Genomic DNA, 17379 nt, shown 5'->3' with positions numbered 1-17379 from the left:
CCTGTGGGGTGGTCGGACCCGTGAGGCGCAGTCGTCGGCACGGCGGGAACCCGCGCTGCGGTCCTGCCGTGCTCCTGACAAGCGCTGCGAGGGAGTATTCAAGGCGTCAACTTGTCACGCAAGAGGGCCCGTTGGCCCCGGGTCGCCCTTCGGACGGCGAACGGCCCCCGCCGCGCAGGTGGCGCCGGGGGCCGTCGTTCCGGATTCCCGTGACGAGCGGTCAGCCGTCGATGCGGTTGCGCTCACCGGCCTCGACGGCGAGGGAGAGGGTGTTGCCGGGCGGCGGGAAGGGGCAGATGAAGTGGTCCGCGAAGGCGCACGGCGGCAGCAGCGCGCGGTTGAGGTCGACCGTCACGCTGCCGTCCCCGGCGGGCGCCGCGGGCCGCAGGAAGCGGAAGCGGTAGCTGCTGTTCCCGCTGGTGGCGTCGGCGAAGACGGCCCAGAGCGAGCCGTCCGGCTCGACCGCGACCCGCAGTGTGTGCTCCGCGCCGTCCGCCTCGAAGGCGATCTCCCCGGCGAGCCCGAGACCGCGCTCCACCCCGTCGGCGTTCTCGACCCGGACCGTGCGGGCGTCCTCGTACGGGCGGAAGGTGCCCGTGAGCACCCAGCGCGGGTCGTACGGGGTGGCCTCGATGGCCCGGAAGGCGCGCCGCGCGGGGGCGTCCGGGTCGAAGTCGCGTACCGCCCAGAGCCCTTCCCGGCTCAGTACGACCAGCCGGCGGTGGCCGTGGGCGACGCGGGAGGTCTCGATCGGGCCCCGGTCGGCGGTGAGGCGGACCCGGCCGGCGAAGGGGTCGCCGTCGACGGTCAGCCCGTCCTCGGCCGAGGCGCTGAGCAGGACCGCCCCGTCGTCCTCCCGCCACTGTCCGGGTACCCCGGGGATGCTGCCCTCCGGGTGGTCGGAGAGCCAGTGGGTGCCGGTGAGGGAGAGCGGTCCGTAGGGGCCGGCGACCGTGGCGGTGCGCTCCTCGTGCCAGTGCTTCCAGTCCTGTGCCGCCTGCGCGGCTCCGTGCGGCTGCGGTGCGTCCGTGCTCATGGGGTCAACCCTTCCACACCGGCTCGGCGAGTCGCAGGTGCGACCGCAGCGTGGAGCCGGTGTACGCGGTGCGGAACGCCCCGCGCTCCCGCAGGAGCGGGACGACCCGGTCGACGAATCCGTCCAGGCCGCCGGGGGTGAGGTGGGGTACGAGGATGAATCCGTCGGCGGCCCCGGCGGAGACGAACCGGATGAGCTGCTCGGCGACGGTGCGGGGGCTGCCGACGAAGGACTGACGGCTCGTCGTCTCGATGACGGTCTGCCGGATCGACAGCCCCTTCTCCTCGGCCAGCGCCCGCCAGCGCGCCGCGACGACGAGCGGGTCGCCGTGCCTGACCCTGCCCCGGGCGAGCGCCGCCGCGGGGTCCGGTTCGATGTCCGGCAGCGGCCCGTCGGGGTCGTAGGCGGAGAGGTCGCGGCCCCAGACCTGTTCCAGGGCCAGCACCGCGTTCTGCGGGGAGACCTGGAGGCGGCGGATCTCGGCCGCCTCCTCCTGGGCGTCGGCGTCGCTGTCGCCGACCACGAAGGTGACCCCGGGCATGATCTTCAGCTCGTCCGGCGCCCGGCCGTACTTCGCCAGCCGTGCCTTGACGTCGGCGTAGAAGGCGCGGCCCTCCTCCAGGGTGCCGTGGCGGGTGAAGACGACGTCGGCGGCGGAGGCGGCGAACTCCCGGCCCTCCGGGGAGTCCCCTGCCTGGATCACGACCGGGTGGCCCTGCGGGGAGCGGGGGACGGTGAACTCGCCCTCGACGGCGAAGTGCCGTCCGTGGTGGCGGAAGGGGCGCGGGGTGCCCTCGGGGGTCCAGCTGTCCCACAGCTCCCGGGCGGTGGCCACGAACTCGGCGGCCCGGCCGTAGCGGTCGGCCGGGTCGAGGTAGCCGCCGCGCCGGAAGTTCTCGCCGGTGAAGGCGTCCGGCGAGGTGACGACGTTCCAGGCGGCCCGGCCCTCGCTGAGGTGGTCGAGGGTGGCGAGGCGGCGGGCCAGTTCGTAGGGCTCGTTGAAGGTGGCGTTGAGGGTGGCGGCGAGGCCGATCCGGTCGGTGACGGCCGCCAGCGCGCAGAGCACGGTGAGGGAGTCGGGGCGGCCGACCACGTCCAGGTCGTGGACGCGTCCCTTGTGCTCGCGCAGCCGCAGCCCCTCGGCGAGGAAGAAGAAGTCGAACGTGCCCCGTTCCGCGGTGCGGGCCAGGTGCTCGAAGGAGGCGAAGTCGATCTGGCTCCCGGCGCGGGGGTCCGACCAGACGGTGGTGTTGTTGACGCCCGGGAAGTGGGCGGCGAGATGCATCTGCGGGGGCGCGGTGGTCATGCCCGGTCTCCTCGGGTGGCGTACCGGTTGGCGGGGCGGGCCAGCCCGAGGTGCTCGCGCAGGGTGCCGCCGGGGTAGAAGGTGCGGAAGAGGCCGCGGTGCTGGAGCAGGGCCACGGTTCCGTTGACGATCCGTTCGAGGTCGCGGCCGGGGGTGATGGGGGTGAGGTGGAAGCCGTCGGCCGCTTCGGCGCGGTGCCACCGGGTGATCAGTTCGGCGAGGTCCACCGGGCCGCCCCGGTAGTACGAGCCGCCCGCGGCCAGCGGCGGGCCGCTCGCCAGACCGGGCTCCGGGGCGCTCTCTGCGTCACCCAGGTCGACGGTGAGCGCGACCAGGACCCGGAGCGTTCCGGGGTCGCGTCCGTACGCGGCGGCGCGGCGGCGCAGTTCGGCGCGGGCCTCGGCCGCCCGTTCGGGGGTGGTGGCCCGGACCAGGGCCACGTCGGCGTGGCGGGCCGCGGTCCCGCGGGCCGGGCCGCCCGTCGCGTCCATCACAATCACCGGACGGCCCTGCGGGGGCCGGGGGACGATCGCCGGGCCCCGGACGGAGAAGAACTCGCCCGCGAAGTCGATGTGGTGGACCTTGTCCCGGTCGATGAAGCGTCCGGTGGCGACGTCCCGGATCTCGGCGCCGTCCTCCCAGCTGTCCCAGAGCCGGGCGCCGGCGTCGGCGCACTCCCCCGCCTCGCGCCACAGCTCCTCGGCGGGTGGAGCCGGGCGGCGGCCGAACAGCCGGGCCTCGGCCTCCGTCGCCGACACGTCCGCCTGCCAGCCGGCCCGGCCCCGGCTCACCCAGTCCAGGGTGGCCACGGCGGACGACACGTGGAAGGGCTCGGTGTGGGTGGTGGTGACGGTGGGCACCAGTCCGATCCGGCGGGTGGCGGGGGCGACCCGGGCGAGTACGGCGAGCGCGTCGGGTCCCGGCCGGGCGAAGGAGTCGCCGAGCGTGACGAAGTCGAGGGCGCCGCGCTCGGCGAGCCGGGCGAGGCCGGTGTGGTGCCCCGGGTCGTAGCGGGGCGGGCCGCCGATCTCGGCGGCGAGGTGCAGGGGCGCGGTCGGGGGCATGGGCGTACCTCTCGGGGTCGGTGGGAGCGGCGGCCCGGGGCGTTTCGGGCCCCCGGGCCACGGGGTGGCGTGGCTCGCCTCAGGCGAGGTCCCTCAGGAAGGTGAGTGCCGCGCGGGCGGTCGCGTCGTTCTGCCGGAAGGCCGGTCCGCCGGTGCGCGGCCGGGTGAACACCGCGCCGGTGCGGGCGCTGGTGTACGGGCCGAGGGCGAAGCGGCGCCGGTGCGGCCGGCCGTCGCTCCACAGCACGTGGCCGGTGTCGGGGTCGACCGCGAGCAGTCCGCCGGCGGTGACGGCGGCCCCCTCCGCGTACAGCTCCTGGAGCAGTGGGCTGCGGGTGCGTTCCAGGGCGGGGCCGGGCAGCCGGGCCTCGATCAGGGTGCGGGCCGCCGTCCGAGGGCCGGGGACGGTGGTGGAGCCCGCCAGGAAGAGGCCGCGCCGTTCGTCGGTGTCGACGGTCGTCCCGGCGCCGAGGAACCGTACGATTCCGGCCCGGGAGAGCGCGAGGAGCTGGTGCAGCCGGGGCCCGGGCGGGCCCGAGGCGAGGAAGCCGAAGAATCCGTGCCACCAGTCCCCGACGTCGCCGAGGCGGGTCAGCTGCCCGTGGACGGAGAGCAGTCCGAGGAAGACCGCGAGGTCCGGGCTGTGCGCGGGGTCGTGACGGCGCGCCAGGTCGGCGGTGACGTAGCCGCGCATCGCCTTCTGGAGGGCCTCGTGGGACGGGTGGCGCACACCGCGCAGCGGGCGGTCGATCGCGTCGAGGTCGAGCCGGTCCGCGGGGTCGGGGACGGCGGCGGCGACGAGTGCGGCCAGTTCGGCCCCGCCCGGTTCGGCGGCGGCGTACCGCTCCTCGAAGTCCGCCCGGCGGCCCGTGGTGCGTTCGGGGTGGGCGGTGAAGAGCCGGTGGTAGTGGGCGTGCCCGAGCTCTTTGTCGATATGTGGCCACACGTCGCGCCGGAAGTCGAGCGGCTTGTCCGCCTTCAGCAGCGCCTCGATCCGGTCCGGGCCGAAGAAGCGCGGCAGCGGCGGCTTCTCGCCGTGCCAGCCGTACCCGAGCTTGGAGTGGTACGGGACGCCCCGCCGCGATCCGACGTACAGCACCGGCTCCCGGCCGGACGGCAGGTACGCGCCGTCCGCATGGCGTCCGCCGCGCCCTTCGGTGAGCAGCACCATCAGGTCGACGAAGGCGAGCCCGAAGCCGCGGACGAGGACCGGTTCGCCGGCGGGCACCGCGTCCAGATCGGTGTCGGCGGTGAAGTCGGGCGGCAGGTGGAGGAGCCCGTGCCGCCGCGCGAAATCGGCCAACTCCACATGCTCCGGCTCGGGTTCGGCCTCCAGGTGGCCGACGGCGAGGACGACGGCGTCGGCGAGGAGCGGGGTGCCGTGCCCGGCCAGCCAGACCCGCTGGCGCCCCTCGCGCGAACCGGAGACCCGGACCGCGCTGCCCCGGTGCCAGTGGACGGTGACGCGCTGCGGGAGGGCGGCCACGGCCCGCTCGTACACCCAGCGCAGATAGGCGCCCTGCACCCGACGGCCCGGGAAGCCGTCGTCCGCCAGGGTGCCGATCCCGTCGCGGAGGCCGGTGTCGGCCCGCGCCCCCTCCGGGAGCGCCGCGCGGCCGCTCCGGACCTCGGCGGCCCAGGTGTTCAGCGCGGGCCCGGGGCGGACCGGCCCCGCCATGCGGACCGTGTCGTCGGTGAACATGGTGACGTCCTCGGCCCGGGAGTTCATCCAGAGCAGCGGCGACTGGCCGTGCCGCCAGATCCGTCCGCCGCCGGGCGGGTGCGGGTCGACGAGGTGGATGGTCAGCGGGTGGTCGCCGTACAGGTCGGGGGCGTTGGCGGCGATGCGCTCGATCAGTCCGGTACCGCTCGGTCCGGCGCCTATGACGACGAGTGCCGGTGTCCCGCTCACCGGGCACCGGCCGGGAGGCGGGCGGGACGGGTGGGGGCAGGGGTGTGCGCGGGCATGGGGAGGCTCCGTGGATGCAGAGATCGGACACGGGGTGCCTTCGGCCGTCACACAACGCGGACCGGGCCCCTCAGCGCCGGTCCGGCTCCGAGAAAAGCGCCGACGACGGGGTGTTGTCAACGCCCGTCCACACTGTGGTCCCCTCGTCCGGGCGTGGTTGACGGCTCATCGGATGCCTGTTCCACTGGGTCCATGCATGCGCAGCAGTGGCTGGTCAAGCGCTCCCACATCGACCTCGGTCGTGTGTGGTCCGCCTCCTGTTGAGCCGACCCCCTGCGCCTTCGCGCCTCCTGGCCCCGGACCTCGTACGGCGTCCGGGTGCCGCTCCCCCCGTGCCTTCGGCACACGACGCAGCTCTCCCCTCCCCTCGCCGCGCCATGCCGCACCGTCCGGTCCGGTTCCGTCAACCGCAGTCGCAGCCACAATCGCAGCAGTCGCATCCGTCACAGCACTCACCGCAGTTGCAGCAGCAGTCGCATCCTTCGCAGCAGTCCCCGCAGTCGCATTGACTGCACAGGCCCTCGCGGCGCCGGCGGGTCCACGGGTCCTCGAACGTGCCGCAGCACATCTGGCAGGTGCAGGCCAGCCCCGCCCAGACCAGGCATCCGGCGACCAGGCCGCGCCGGTCGCGCGGCGGCTCCGGCGGGGGCTGCGGCGGGTTCACGGGCGCGCCGGGCGCGTACGGGTTGCCCGGCGGCGGCCCGAAGGAACCGTCCGGCCGGCCTCCCACCGGCGCGCCGCTCCCGTCCAGGAGTACGCCGCCCGCCCGGTGCGAGCACGCCTCGGTGCCGAAGGCCCGGTCCACCGACCGGCGCAGCTCGTGCGCGAGCAGGACGTGGACCAGCTTTCCGTCGGTGAACTCGGCGTCGCGCAGCGCCAGGCGCACCCCGTGCACGGCGTCGTCGCAGAGCCGTCGTACCTCGGCGCGCGAGGTGCCGGTCGCGGTGAGCGGGTTCCAGGCGCCGGACGCGGCGTCGGCCGACTGGTCCTCCACGGCGTCCAGCAGATGGGCCAGGCGTCCGAAGAGGCGCCCCGCCTCGGCGAGCGGGACGGCGTTGCCCGGCCTCCCGGCGAGTACCGCGGTGTGGGCGAAGGCGGCCGCAGTGGCGGTCTCGGTGGGTTCGGTGACGGTGAGCAGCGGGGTGCCGGGGCCGGCGGCCAGCTCGATGCCGGTCTGCCGGTCGACGGCGTCCACCAGCAGCGCCGTGTCGAAGCCGAGCCGGGCGCCGGCGCGCGCACCGGCGCGGTCCCAGCCCGCGGCGACCCGGCGGGCGGCGGCCGCGACCGGACGGCGCCTCAGCAGGCCGTCCCCGTCCGCGACATGGTCCCGGACCTTCGCCGAGGCGAGGACCAGGGAGACGGCTGCGGCCAGCCGGGCCCCCTCGCCCCGGGCCACCGGGGCGGTGCGCATGGCGCGCAGCGGGCAGGGGCCCGCCGTACGCCGCCAGCCGGTGGTGCGCTCGGACTGGGCCTCCGTCAGGACGGAGACGATCAGCCCGTCGTAGTTCGTCACGATCCGGGCGAACTGGCCGTGGTCGGAGCGGAGTGCGAGGCAGAGCCCGCAGAGGTGTGCCATCCACTCGGTCCTGAGCCCTTCGGACAAGCGGTGGGTACAGGGCCTGACGATTCCGAACACGACGTTCCCCCGAGAGTCGTTCACCTGTGCGCCGGGCTCGTGCGGCCGGGCGACAGGCATCGTATTCGAGCGTTCCCCCACCCGTACGCCCCCGGCATCACCCGTCCGGCCCGAAGCATCATATTTTCTTTCCTTCGGACTCCTGATGCGGGAGAAACCCTGACGAATCGACAGATCTTCTGCACCAGTACCGTCACGAAACCCCTGCGCGCCGACTATCCACTTGGCGCACGATCCGCATCATGGACGACCATAGGGAGACGAAAGAGATGCGGAACATCACGGAACCGCGGTGAGAGGAGGCGTCCATGGGATCGGTGCGCAAGGCAAGTGCCTGGCTGGGCCTCGTGGAGGACAACGACGAGCGGTACTACGACGACGAGTACGCCGAGGGCGAGCGGACCGGGACCGGTCCGGCCTGGGTGACGGACCCCCGGGTCCAGGTCGCGGCGGAGGCCGCCGAGGAGACGGACCGCCGGATCGCCACCGTCACCCCGGACAGCTTCCGGGACGCGCGGGCCATCGGTGAGCTGTTCCGGGACGGCGTTCCCGTGATCGTCAACCTCACGACCATGGACCCCACGGACGCGAAGCGGGTCGTCGACTTCGCCGCCGGACTGATCTTCGGGCTGCGCGGTTCGATCGAGCGCGTGGCCACCCGGGTCTTCCTGCTGACCCCGGCGGACACCCAGATCGTCACCGAGACCGCCGGCCGCCGGGCCGACGGCTTCTTCAACCAGAGCTGAGCAGGGTGCTCGCCGGACGGCCCGGGGCGGACGGGGCGCCGCCTCCTACCGGAAGGCGTCCAGGCCGGTGAGCGCCTTGCCCAGCACCAGCTGGTGCATCTCCACGGTCCCCTCGTACGTGAGCACCGACTCCAGATTCGTCGCGTGGCGCATCACGGGGTACTCCAGCGAGATCCCGTTGGCGCCGAGGACCGTGCGCGCGGTACGGCAGATCTCGATCGCCTCCCGCACGTTGTTGAGCTTCCCGAAGCTGACCTGCTCCGGGCGGAGCCTTCCCGCGTCCATCCGCCGCCCCAGGTGGTGGGCGAGGAGGATGCCCTTGTGCAGTTCCACGGCCATGTCCGCGAGCTTGGCCTGGGTGAGCTGGAAGCCCCCGATCGGCCGGCCGAACTGCTCCCTGGTGCGCGCGTAGTCCACCGCCGCCTCGAAGCTGGCGCGGGCCGCGCCCATGGCGCCCCAGACGATTCCGTACCGGGCGTGGCTGAGGCAGCTGAGCGGACCCCGCAGACCGGTGACGCCCGGGAGCACCGCGTCGGCGGGCAGCCGCACCCCGTCGAGGACCAGCTCGCTGGTGACCGAGGCGCGCAGGGACCACTTGTGCTTGATCTCCGGCGCCGAGAAGCCCGGGGTGCCGGTCGGTACGGCGAAGCCGCGGATCCCCTCGTCGGTCTGCGCCCAGACCACCGCGACCCCGGCGACCGAGCCGTTGGTGATCCACATCTTGCGGCCGTCGAGCACCCAGTCCCCGCCGTCGCGCCGGGCGCGGGTCCGCATCCCGGCCGGGTCGGAGCCGTGGTCCGGCTCGGTGAGCCCGAAGCAGCCGATGATCTCGCCGGCGGCCATGCCCGGCAGCCAGCGCTGCCGCTGCTCCTCGGAGCCGTAGCGGTGGATGGCGTACATGGCGAGCGAGCCCTGCACGGAGACCAGGGAGCGGATCCCCGAGTCGGCGGCCTCCAGCTCCAGGCAGGCCAGCCCGTACTGGACGGCGGTGGCGCCCGCGCAGCCGTACCCCTGGAGGGACATCCCGAGCGCGCCGAGCGAGCCCAGTTCGCGGGCCAGCTCGCGGATGCCGGGCAGTTCGCCGTTCTCGTACCACTCGGCGATGTGCGGCAGGACCCGGTCGGCGGCCCAGCCCCGGACGGTGTCGCGGATCGCGAGGTCCTCCGCGCCGAGCAGATCGGCGATGCCGAGCGGGTCGGCAGGGTCGAAGGGGGGGAGCTTCGAGGGCTCGGTGGTGGACATGTGACTGCCTCCGGCGGCTCGCGCGACGCTAAAACTAGCAGTGGTAGTTACGAACTCGCCCCGACGTTACGGCTCAGTGCGCCGCCCGTCCAGGGCCGGTCGCCCCGGCGGGTCGGCCCCGGCCGGGGCGCGGCAGGGAGCGCTGGGGGCGGTCGGTCCCGGGGCTCTCGCACGGGGTTTCGCGCCCCTCGCACGCCGCCTTCGCGCCGGCCGCCTCCTCCGCCTCCCCGGGCACCGGCGGGGAGTCCATCCGCCTCGGCAGCCGCAGCGCGGCGAACGCCCCGGCCAGCAGCAGGGCGGCGCTGACCAGCAGCGTGACATGGAGTCCCGTGACGAAGGAGGCCCGGGCGGTGGAGCGCAGCACCGTGCCCAGCGGCCCGCCCAGCCGGTCCGCCACCTGGTAGGCCTCGCCCAGCGAGTGGGCGGCCGCACCCCGGGCCCCGGCCGGGACACCGTCGTCGGCGAGCTTCGAGAGACCGGGCGCGTAGGCGGCGTTCATGACACTGCCGAGCAGGGCTATCCCCATCCCCGCGCCCAACTGGTACGAGGTCTCGCCGATCGCCGCCGCTCCGCCCGCCCGGTCGGCGGGGGCCTCGCTGAGCATGGACTCGTACGCCCCGAAGAGGGTGGTCTGGAGCCCGAAGCCGAGGAAGACGAAGGCCACCGCGAGCAGGAGCGGCCGGTCGTGCTGGCCCATCGCGGTCAGCACCAGCACCGAGACGGCGGTGATCACGAAGCCCCAGCCGACCATCCGGCGCGGCCCGACGAGACGCAGGGTGTACGAGCCGGTGGCGCCCGCGGCCATCGCGGCGAAGGTGAGCGGCAGCAGCCGCAGGCCGGTCTCCAGCGGGCTCAGGCCGAGGACGAGCTGGAGGTACTGCACGGCTATGAGTTCCAGGCCGACCAGGGCCAGCATGGCGAGGACGATGCAGCCCACCGCGGTGGAGAAGGCGGGCCGGGTGAACAGCCCGATGTCGATGAGCGGGTTCGCGCGCCGCTTCTGACGGCGTACGAACACGACGAGCAGCACCGCACCGGCCAGCAGCGGGACGAGCGCGGCCAGGGTCAGCGCCCCCTCGCCGGTGCCCACCCGCTTCACCCCGAGGACCACCCCGAGCACCCCGGCCGCCGCCATCAGCGCGCCGAGCACGTCCCAGGGGCCGTCGTGGCTGCCGCGCGACTCGGGCAGGAGCAGCCGTCCGACCGGCAGGACCAGCGCCATCAGCGGAACGTTGATCAGGAAGACCGAGCCCCACCAGAAGTGCTCGACGAGGAAGCCCCCGACGACGGGGCCGGCGGCGGCGCCCACCGCCGCGACCGCGCTCCAGACGCCGATCGCCACCGCCCGTTCGCGCCGGTCGGGGAAGACCTGACGGAGGATCGACAGCGTAGCGGGCATGATCATCGCGCCGCCGACCCCGAGCAGGGCGCGCGCCGCGATGAGGACGCCGGGGCTGTCCGCCATCGCGGCGAGCGCGGAGGCGGCCCCGAAGAGGGCGTAGCCGAGCAGCAGCACCCGGCGGCGGCCGACCCGGTCGCCGAGGGTGCCGAAGAGGACCAGGAGCGAGGCGCAGACCAGCGGATAGGCGTCGACGATCCAGAGCAGGGCGGCCGCGTTCGGCCGGAGGTCCTCGGTGACGGCGGGTACAGCGACGTGGAGCACGGTCGAGTCGAGCGCCACCAGCAGGAGGCTGAGGCAGAGGACGATGAGGACGACCCATCGATGGGCACCGTCGGCCGCCGGGCGCAGCCGGAATCGGGCTCTGGTCGTCCCGGACATGCATGTACCTCCAAAGGTCCCTCGCGCGCGGCGGGCCATCCGGGAGCGCGGCCGTTCGCCGCCCCTCACGGCCCGGCATCGGCGGGCGAGTGATCCGTCAGCGTACGCGAGTTCGGACCCCCCACACGTGGCCCATCTCATACCCGTTCCGGCCCGGAGATGTGGCATGGGCCACGCCGGGACCTGCGCGGACACCCCCGGCGCCCGGCACAGGACGGTACTCGGCCGCCCGCGCGGAGCGTCCGCCGGGCCCGCACCGGGAGCGGCGGGTGACCGGACCGGCACGTTCCGTTCCACCGTCCCGAAGGGCCGGATAAATTCATACCGGCACCTCCTGCGCTTTTCTGCACGCGGCCAAACACCCTTCCGAAATGCGTGCGAAATCAATAGCGCGCTCTCCCGCCGGGAGGCGTTTGCGGGTCAGGAATAAAGACCCCGCTGAGACATACTCCACATCACATCGTCATCACGAAGAGACCGGAACGCCCTGGTCCTGCACTAACTCGCTGTAACGTCGATTGGGTGCGTACCGACATCTTTGCCCGGCTGGACCGGGAGCCGGAGCCGCCGAAGATAGAGCCGCCGCGGATGAGCCGTCACCGCATCGCACTCTTCGGCGGGACGTTGGCGTTCTATATCGCCATCGTCGTGGCCGTGCTGGTCTCGTCCTGGCTGGTGACCCTGGACTGGAAGGTCATGCTGTTCCGGCCGTACCAGCAGTGGCCGGAGATCCACGCGTTCCTCGACTACTACGTCGTGCTCGGCCAGCGCGGGCCCACCGCCACGATGGTGGCCTGCTGGCTCGGCTGGCGCTCCTGGCGGCAGCACACGCTGCGGCCGCTGCTGACGCTGGCCGCCGCGCTGCTGCTGCTCAATGTGACGGTCGGCGCGGTCAAGATCGGCCTGGGGCGCCTCGGTCCGCACTACGCGACCCAGATCGGCTCCGCCGAGCTCTTCGCCGGCGGCGACATATTTCCCTCCGGGCACACCGCGAACGCGGTGGTGACCTGGGGAATCCTCGCCTATCTGGCCACCACGCCGAGGGCCCGGCGGTATCTCTCGGCGATGTCGGCCATCGTCTCGCTCGGCGTCGGCCTCACCACCGTCTATCTCGGTACGCACTGGCTGAGCGACGTCCTGCTGGGCTGGGCCGCCGGGCTGCTGATCATGCTGGGGCTGCCCTGGGTGGAGCCGCTGATCACCCGGGCCGAGGCCTGGATCTTCAACCAGCGCGAGCTCCTGGGGCTGGGCCGCCCCGCCCCCGTCCCGTCCCCCGCAGGAGCGCCGGTCACGGCCGGCGGCCCCCGGACCGTGGCGCTGCCGCAGCAGGACGGCGGCGAGATCCCCGTACGGAGCCTGGCGCCGGAGCCGGTGGCCGCGGGCGGACGTCCGCGGGCGCACGCACCGCATCTGGCGCGCTCGGAACGGCCTCCGGTCACCCCGGCGGGCAGCCGCCGCCCGCCGCACGCGGACCGCACACCGCGCGGCGGCACCACCCCGGCCCGGCCGGTGGCCGGCGGCTGAGCCCCGCCACCCGGGGCCGGTACGCTCCCCCGGGCAACGAGAAGGCCCCGACTCCGGTCGGGGCCTTCCTCATGTGCCGGGGCGAACGCCGCTCAGCCGAGCCAGCAGCGGGTGACGACGGCGCCGTCGACCTCGAAGTTGATCCGTCCGCTGCGGAACTCCATCGTGACGACCGTCCCCGGCGGCAGGGATCTGACGGTGGTCCAGCCACGGCTGCGGGCGCGCCGCTCGGCGGCGTCGGCGGCGAGGCCGACGTACTGCCCGGGGGCGTCGTCGGGCTGGGCGGGCGGGGTCGGTATGGGTGCCATGCCCTTCACCGTAGGCCGGTTCGGCCGGTGGCGGTAGCCGGAGCCTCCCCCGCCGACCGGCATCCCCGCATCCCTCGCCGGTCACGCTTGTGTCACAGGATCACGACACGTGTGCCGTACGGATCACCCCGCCCGGACACGCTCCCCGGACATCGGACACACAGTAATCACACAAGCCGGAGAACGATCACCTGCAGGGCCGGAAATCGGATCGGAATACCCGGTGTCCGGCTCCGGGAATTTCCGGCCCGAACGGCCTTCGTAAAGGAGCGGGTCGCCGGGAATTCACGCTTCCTTATGGCACCCTTATCCTCTGGTCACAATATTTCGTACCGAAGCGGCGGCCGGGGGCGCGCTCAGTCCAGGGCCCGGGAGAGCCGGTCCCGGAGCTCCCGGATCGCGCCCCGCAGCTCCGGGGGTTCGACCACCTCGAAGTCGAAGCCCGTCATCATCGCGTGGATGATCAGGACCTCCACGCCGTGCGCCCCGGTGTGCAGCAGGCAGGTGTCGGCGTCGACCGCCTCCAGCACTCCGGCCGAGGGCGAGATCCGCTCGGCCGCGCGGTCGATCCCCGCCTTCAGCCGGATCACCGCGCGGTCCGGGTACGCCCCGATGGAGACACCCTTCGAGACGTAGGCGGCCAGGTCCTCGGCGGGGCCCTCGCGGGGGACGAACCTCGGGCCGTGCGGCGGGGTGGGGGTGATCCGGTCCACCCGGAACGTACGCCAGTCGGCCCGGTCCAGGTCCCAGGCGACGAGGTACCAGCGCCGCTCGGTGCAGACCAGCCGGTGCGGCTCGACGGCGCGCCGGGAGACGGAGCCGGAGTGGTCGCGGTACGCGAAGCGCAGCCGTTCGGCGTCCCGGCAGGCCCCGGCGAGTTCGGTGAGCACGCCCGCGTCGGCGACCGGGCCGGCGGGCCCGCGCAGCATCGGCACGGTGAAGGTGTTCAGCGCGTTCACCCGGCGCCTCAGCCGGTCCGGCAGCACCTGTTCGAGCTTGCCCAGGGCCCGTACGGAGGTCTCGCCGATGCCCTCGACGCCGTGGCCCGCCGCGGTGCGCAGACCGACCGCGACGGCGACGGCCTCCTCGTCGTCCAGGAGCAGCGGCGGCAGCCGGGCACCGGCGCCGAGCTGGTAGCCGCCGCCGGTGCCCGGGCTGGCGTGCACCGGGTAGCCCAGTTCGCGCAGCTTGTCGACGTCGCGCCGGACGGTTCTCGGGGTGACCCCGAGGCGTTCGGCGAGATCGGGCCCGGACCATTCGCGGTGGGCCTGGAGCAGTGAGAGCAGACGCAGCAGTCGTGCCGAGGTCTCCAGCATGGGGCGAGTCTGCCAGGGCTTGCGGACAGGTGGTGTCCGCAAGCCCGGTCCCGCACGGGGTGGGCTCAGCCGGCCGGCTCCGGTTCGAGCCGTACGCAGAGGTCGTTGTCGGTGGTGTAGCAGGGGGTGGCCCGGACGCCCGGGCCCGCGCTGCGGCCGGGATAGACGTGGATCTTCTTGCGGTCCCAGATGTCGTCGAGGATGCGGGAGATCCGTACACCCCCGTCCGGGCCGCCCTCCGCCGTCCCGGGGAGCAGCCAGAGCGTCCAGAGCTGCGGGGCGGTGACGGGGCCGTCGGCCAGCCGGTCCAGCGGGAGCGTGAAGGCGAAGGCGCCGTCCTCGTCACCGGGGGCGGCCGGCACCCTCAGCACCCGTCCCCCGGCCCCGGGCTGCCGGGCCTCGACATGGGCGCCGTCCTCCGGCCGCGCCCCGTGCAGCCGGCCCCGGACGGTCATCGCGGCCCCGTCGAGGGTCACCGCCCCGGCCTCGGCGTGCGGTGCGCGCAGCCAGCAGCGGACCGCGAGCCGGCCGTCGAGCGTCGGGTACGGGATGCGGACCGCGACGCGCCCGGCCCCCGGGGCGGGGTCGACGAGCCGGCGCAGGTCCCGGACACCGGGCTCGACGGCCACCGCCCCGTCGTCGCCCGCGTCCGGTTCCCGCAGGTGGACGTCCCAGCGGCCCTCGGCGTACTCCGCGTCCGCGGGCAGCACGGCACGCAGCCGCCCGTCGTCCAGCGGGTCGAGCGGCAGCCGTACGGTGCGGGCGTCCGGCCCCTTGGCGCCGCGCAGCCGGAGCAGCAGTTCGGACGCGGTGCCGTGCCCGGCGCCGCGGGTGTCGAGGTCGAAGGTGATCCGGCCGTCGGACGTCACGGCGCAGTCGGCCCGGGGGGCTCGTCGCCCGGTGGTGGCGGTCATGCGGTCTTCCCCTTGCGAATCACGGCGGCCGCCTTGTAGCGCAGTGCGTACGCCCCGTCGAGTACGGTGCCCCGGGCGCGGTGCAGGGTGGTGCTCAGCGCGCCGTGCGAGCGGTCGCGCGGACCGCGCGAGGCGAGTTCGGTGAAGAGCCGTTCGTGGCGTTCGGCGATCGTCGCCGGGTCGAACCGCCGCGAGGCCGTCAGCGCGGCACGCCCCGCGCGGTGGCGCGCCTCGTCGTCCTGGATCAGGCCGAGCAGGGCGTCGGTGACCGCGGCCCGGTCCCCCACGGGCACCAGGCGGCCGTCGGTGCCGTCGTCGATGATCTCGCGGGGGCCGTGCGGGCAGTCGGTGGCGACGACCGGCAGTCCGCAGCGCATCGCCTCGACGATGGTCATCCCGAAGGACTCGCGGTCCGAGGTCACGGCGGCGATCGACCCCTTGGGCCATTCGGCCTCCAGCGGGTTGACCGGGCCCATCAGGAGCACGTGCTCGTGCAGGCCGAGTTCGGCGACGAGATCGAGCAGGGTGCGCCGTTCGTCGCCGGTGGCGTCGCCGGCTCCGTAGATGCGCAGCCGCCAGTCCGGGCGGACGGCGACCACGTCGGCGAAGGCCCGCACGAGCAGGTCGTACCGCTTGACCTTGTGCAGCCGGCCCGCGGCGATCACCCACTTGCGGTCGCCGTCGGCGGGGGCGACGGCCGGTGCGGGCACGCTGTTGGGGATGGCCTCGATCCGTACGCCGGGCAGTCTGAACCCGGCCCGGTAGGCGCGGGCGTCGGCCTCGGTGACGGTGGTGATCGCGTCGAGCAGGGCGTACCGGTGCCCGATCTCGCGGCGGAGCCGGTAGCCGTGGCTGTCGAGGGTGAGGTGCTCCTGGCCGATCAGGACCGGGCCGCGGCGGGCCTGCCGGGTGATGTGCACGTTGAGCCCCGGCCGGGTGCCGACCACGACGTCCGCCTCCAGGGACCGCAGATGCTCCGCGATCCGTGCGTCGCTGAGCCTGCTGTACTGCCGGTACCGGCTGTCACCGCGCGGGAAGACGGCCGCCGGGCGGGCGTAGTCGGCGGCGTCGCCGTCGTACGCGGGGCTCTTCTTCCGGAGATCGACGAGGTGGCTCATGCGCACCCCCTCGGGAGCCCCCAGCGCCGGCACGTCACGGTGGCGGAAGACCGAGACGATCTCGACGTCGTGGTGCCCGGCCAGTTCCCCGGCGAGGTTGAACGTCGTACGGATCGTGCCCCCGACCCCGTAGGCGTTGTGGAGCAGGAAGGAAATGTGCATATAGCGCGATATCTCCCGGTTCGGCTGATCAGCTGCGGGCTGCACTGGGCAGGACGGCACGGGCCGACGGACGGTTCACTCCAGGAGTGACGAGATCCGGCCAAATATAGACTCGTCAACTTTCCGGCTATGTCGCCGTATTGGGGCCCGAGCGCGTCGGCGAGTCGACCACACCGGCTGCGCCGCGCTCCTACCGAACCTGCACAGACAGGGATCAAACACCCTTCCGGAGCCGGATATTCACTCTCCGCACCGGCTGGTTCGATTACGTTCCCTTTACCGCGTGACCCCGGCCGTGGATCTCCCGTTGTCATATCCATGAGCCGGGAACCGCCCGGCGCACGCACCGAGTTCGAGGAGCCACCCGTGCCGCGCATGCTCGACGTCAGCGAGGACGTACGCGCCGAGATCGGCGATACCGAAGCCGACCGGCTGCTGGCCGGGGACAGCGCCCCGGGCAGCTACGACTGCACCTCCTGCCGCACCCCCGGCAACTCCGAGCAGGAGCGCACCAGCACCGTGCTCTTCGTCGGCGACGAGACGGCGGTCCTCGCCTTCGCCCATGCGACGTGCATCCCCTCGCAGGTCGTCCAGGTCGCCGAGGACCAGCTGCAGGGCGCGGTGCGCAGCATCACCGGCGACGAGCACGGCGGCGCGGCGCTCCCGCAGAACATCCCCGGCGGGCAGGCCGTACTCGGCATCACCAGCGGCCTCGTCCTGATCGACGGCGACCTCCACCCGGCCCTCGTCGTCGAGCCGACCGGCGCGATCGCCCGGCCGGGCACGGACGGCAGCCAGGGCGACGAGTTCCTCCAGCTGCTGGTGGAGCAGGGTTTCCACTCGGTCCACCGGATGGAGGAGAGGCCCGCCGCGCTGCCCGGCTGGTCGATCCTGCTCGCCATGGGCCAGTTGCACGCCGTGCTCCAGCCGGGCACGGACGGCGGCGCCCCGGTCGCGTGGTGGCAGGCCCATACGCCGCTCCAGGTCACCGAGGGCTGGCGCACGGCGGCGGGCAAGTCGCAGACCGTGCTGGTCTACGCCGCCCCCGCCGGGACGATCGGCCAGCAGCCCCGCGAGGACCTGATGCGCGACGCGCTGGACAAGGCCGCGGCGGAGGGACTGCTGGTCGCCGCCGCGATGCCGCTGGCCGGGACCTGATCGTGTCGGGCGAGCTTCCGCGCCGTCGGCGCCGCACCGCGATTTCTCCGCCGGGCCCGCATCCGACGGAGAGCGACATCGTTGGCAGATACGTGCACTC

14 protein-coding genes are annotated in these 17379 nt (G+C 73.8%); 3 read left to right on the top strand and 11 right to left on the bottom strand.

Going from position 1 to position 17379, the window contains the following annotated elements; genetic code table 11:
* Positions 1 to 220: 220 nt before the first annotated feature.
* The 5 genes from ACIQGQ_RS18705 to ACIQGQ_RS18685 all read right to left on the bottom strand — a co-directional run bounded on the left by ACIQGQ_RS18705 (position 221) and on the right by ACIQGQ_RS18685 (position 7011).
* Positions 221 to 1036: a DUF1684 domain-containing protein gene (locus tag ACIQGQ_RS18705; RefSeq protein WP_402397049.1), complete on the bottom strand. Its 816-nt coding sequence runs from the start codon at positions 1034 to 1036 to the stop codon at positions 221 to 223.
* A 4-nt stretch (positions 1037 to 1040) separates the two neighbouring features.
* Positions 1041 to 2321 carry an NtaA/DmoA family FMN-dependent monooxygenase gene (locus ACIQGQ_RS18700; RefSeq protein ID WP_402397694.1) on the bottom strand — a complete coding sequence of 427 codons (1281 nt, stop codon included), beginning with the start codon at positions 2319 to 2321 and terminating at the stop codon, positions 1041 to 1043.
* Positions 2322 to 2338: 17 nt separating this feature from the next.
* Positions 2339 to 3406 (bottom strand): LLM class flavin-dependent oxidoreductase, encoded by a 1068-nt coding sequence (locus tag ACIQGQ_RS18695; protein WP_402397046.1) that lies wholly within the window; start codon positions 3404 to 3406, stop codon positions 2339 to 2341.
* 79 nt (positions 3407 to 3485) lie between these two features.
* Positions 3486 to 5318, bottom strand: coding sequence for an FAD/NAD(P)-binding protein (locus ACIQGQ_RS18690; RefSeq protein WP_402397043.1), 1833 nt, complete (start codon positions 5316 to 5318; stop codon positions 3486 to 3488).
* Positions 5319 to 5778: 460 nt separating this feature from the next.
* Complete coding sequence (locus ACIQGQ_RS18685; protein ID WP_402397040.1) at positions 5779 to 7011, bottom strand: DUF5685 family protein; 1233 nt, start codon at positions 7009 to 7011, stop codon at positions 5779 to 5781.
* A 308-nt stretch (positions 7012 to 7319) separates the two neighbouring features.
* Between ACIQGQ_RS18685 and ACIQGQ_RS18680 the strand changes: the two genes are divergently transcribed.
* Positions 7320 to 7757, top strand: a complete 438-nt coding sequence (locus ACIQGQ_RS18680) for a cell division protein SepF (RefSeq protein WP_402397037.1) — start codon at positions 7320 to 7322, stop codon at positions 7755 to 7757.
* A gap of 45 nt (positions 7758 to 7802) precedes the next feature.
* On the opposite strand, the gene ACIQGQ_RS18675 is transcribed toward ACIQGQ_RS18680, so the two are convergent.
* Together ACIQGQ_RS18675 and ACIQGQ_RS18670 are read right to left on the bottom strand one after the other, a co-directional pair.
* Entirely contained in the window at positions 7803 to 8999 is a 1197-nt protein-coding gene (locus ACIQGQ_RS18675; protein ID WP_402397034.1) for an acyl-CoA dehydrogenase family protein, read from the bottom strand.
* 73 nt (positions 9000 to 9072) lie between these two features.
* Positions 9073 to 10779 (bottom strand): MFS transporter, encoded by a 1707-nt coding sequence (locus tag ACIQGQ_RS18670; protein ID WP_402397031.1) that lies wholly within the window; start codon positions 10777 to 10779, stop codon positions 9073 to 9075.
* 522 nt (positions 10780 to 11301) lie between these two features.
* Between ACIQGQ_RS18670 and ACIQGQ_RS18665 the strand changes: the two genes are divergently transcribed.
* A complete protein-coding gene (locus tag ACIQGQ_RS18665) occupies positions 11302 to 12303 on the top strand; it encodes a phosphatase PAP2 family protein (protein ID WP_402397028.1) in 1002 nt (333 codons plus the stop codon).
* Positions 12304 to 12395: 92 nt separating this feature from the next.
* Here the strand turns inward: ACIQGQ_RS18665 and ACIQGQ_RS18660 are convergent, their stop codons facing one another.
* The 4 genes from ACIQGQ_RS18660 to ACIQGQ_RS18645 all read right to left on the bottom strand — a co-directional run bounded on the left by ACIQGQ_RS18660 (position 12396) and on the right by ACIQGQ_RS18645 (position 16121).
* Positions 12396 to 12611, bottom strand: coding sequence for an I78 family peptidase inhibitor (locus tag ACIQGQ_RS18660; protein ID WP_352279318.1), 216 nt, complete (start codon positions 12609 to 12611; stop codon positions 12396 to 12398).
* Positions 12612 to 12967: 356 nt separating this feature from the next.
* Complete coding sequence (locus ACIQGQ_RS18655; RefSeq protein WP_402397025.1) at positions 12968 to 13927, bottom strand: helix-turn-helix transcriptional regulator; 960 nt, start codon at positions 13925 to 13927, stop codon at positions 12968 to 12970.
* Positions 13928 to 13992: 65 nt separating this feature from the next.
* Positions 13993 to 14841, bottom strand: coding sequence for a transferase (locus tag ACIQGQ_RS18650; protein WP_402397022.1), 849 nt, complete (start codon positions 14839 to 14841; stop codon positions 13993 to 13995).
* Positions 14838 to 16121: a glycosyltransferase family 4 protein gene (locus ACIQGQ_RS18645; RefSeq protein ID WP_402397019.1), complete on the bottom strand. Its 1284-nt coding sequence runs from the start codon at positions 16119 to 16121 to the stop codon at positions 14838 to 14840. The genes ACIQGQ_RS18650 and ACIQGQ_RS18645 overlap by 4 nt, the downstream gene beginning before the upstream one ends.
* Before the next feature lie 375 nt (positions 16122 to 16496).
* On the opposite strand from ACIQGQ_RS18645, the gene ACIQGQ_RS18640 reads away from it, so the two are divergent.
* Positions 16497 to 17279, top strand: coding sequence for a hypothetical protein (locus tag ACIQGQ_RS18640; protein ID WP_402397692.1), 783 nt, complete (start codon positions 16497 to 16499; stop codon positions 17277 to 17279).
* The last annotated feature ends 100 nt before the right edge of the window (positions 17280 to 17379 follow it).

Origin of the sequence: Streptomyces sp. NPDC092952, from assembly GCF_044754785.1 — a bacterium.
Taxonomy (GTDB): Bacteria; Actinomycetota; Actinomycetes; order Streptomycetales; family Streptomycetaceae; genus Streptomyces.
Note: the sequence above shows the minus strand (reverse complement) of the source record. Positions and strands in the feature narration are given on the sequence as shown.

Bases quoted from the DNA above. Each gene is read 5' to 3' on its own strand.
- ACIQGQ_RS18655 (WP_402397025.1), bottom strand. From the start codon at position 13,927: ATGCTGGAGACCTCGGCACGACTGCTGCGTCTGCTCTCACTGCTCCAG.
- ACIQGQ_RS18650 (WP_402397022.1), bottom strand. From the start codon at position 14,841: ATGACCGCCACCACCGGGCGACGAGCCCCCCGGGCCGACTGCGCCGTG.
- ACIQGQ_RS18670 (WP_402397031.1), bottom strand. From the start codon at position 10,779: ATGTCCGGGACGACCAGAGCCCGATTCCGGCTGCGCCCGGCGGCCGAC.
- ACIQGQ_RS18680 (WP_402397037.1), top strand. From the start codon at position 7,320: ATGGGATCGGTGCGCAAGGCAAGTGCCTGGCTGGGCCTCGTGGAGGAC.
- ACIQGQ_RS18700 (WP_402397694.1), bottom strand. From the start codon at position 2,321: ATGCATCTCGCCGCCCACTTCCCGGGCGTCAACAACACCACCGTCTGG.
- ACIQGQ_RS18640 (WP_402397692.1), top strand. From the start codon at position 16,497: ATGCTCGACGTCAGCGAGGACGTACGCGCCGAGATCGGCGATACCGAA.
- ACIQGQ_RS18695 (WP_402397046.1), bottom strand. From the start codon at position 3,406: ATGCCCCCGACCGCGCCCCTGCACCTCGCCGCCGAGATCGGCGGCCCG.
- ACIQGQ_RS18705 (WP_402397049.1), bottom strand. From the start codon at position 1,036: ATGAGCACGGACGCACCGCAGCCGCACGGAGCCGCGCAGGCGGCACAG.
- ACIQGQ_RS18645 (WP_402397019.1), bottom strand. From the start codon at position 16,121: ATGCACATTTCCTTCCTGCTCCACAACGCCTACGGGGTCGGGGGCACG.
- ACIQGQ_RS18675 (WP_402397034.1), bottom strand. From the start codon at position 8,999: ATGTCCACCACCGAGCCCTCGAAGCTCCCCCCCTTCGACCCTGCCGAC.
- ACIQGQ_RS18660 (WP_352279318.1), bottom strand. From the start codon at position 12,611: ATGGCACCCATACCGACCCCGCCCGCCCAGCCCGACGACGCCCCCGGG.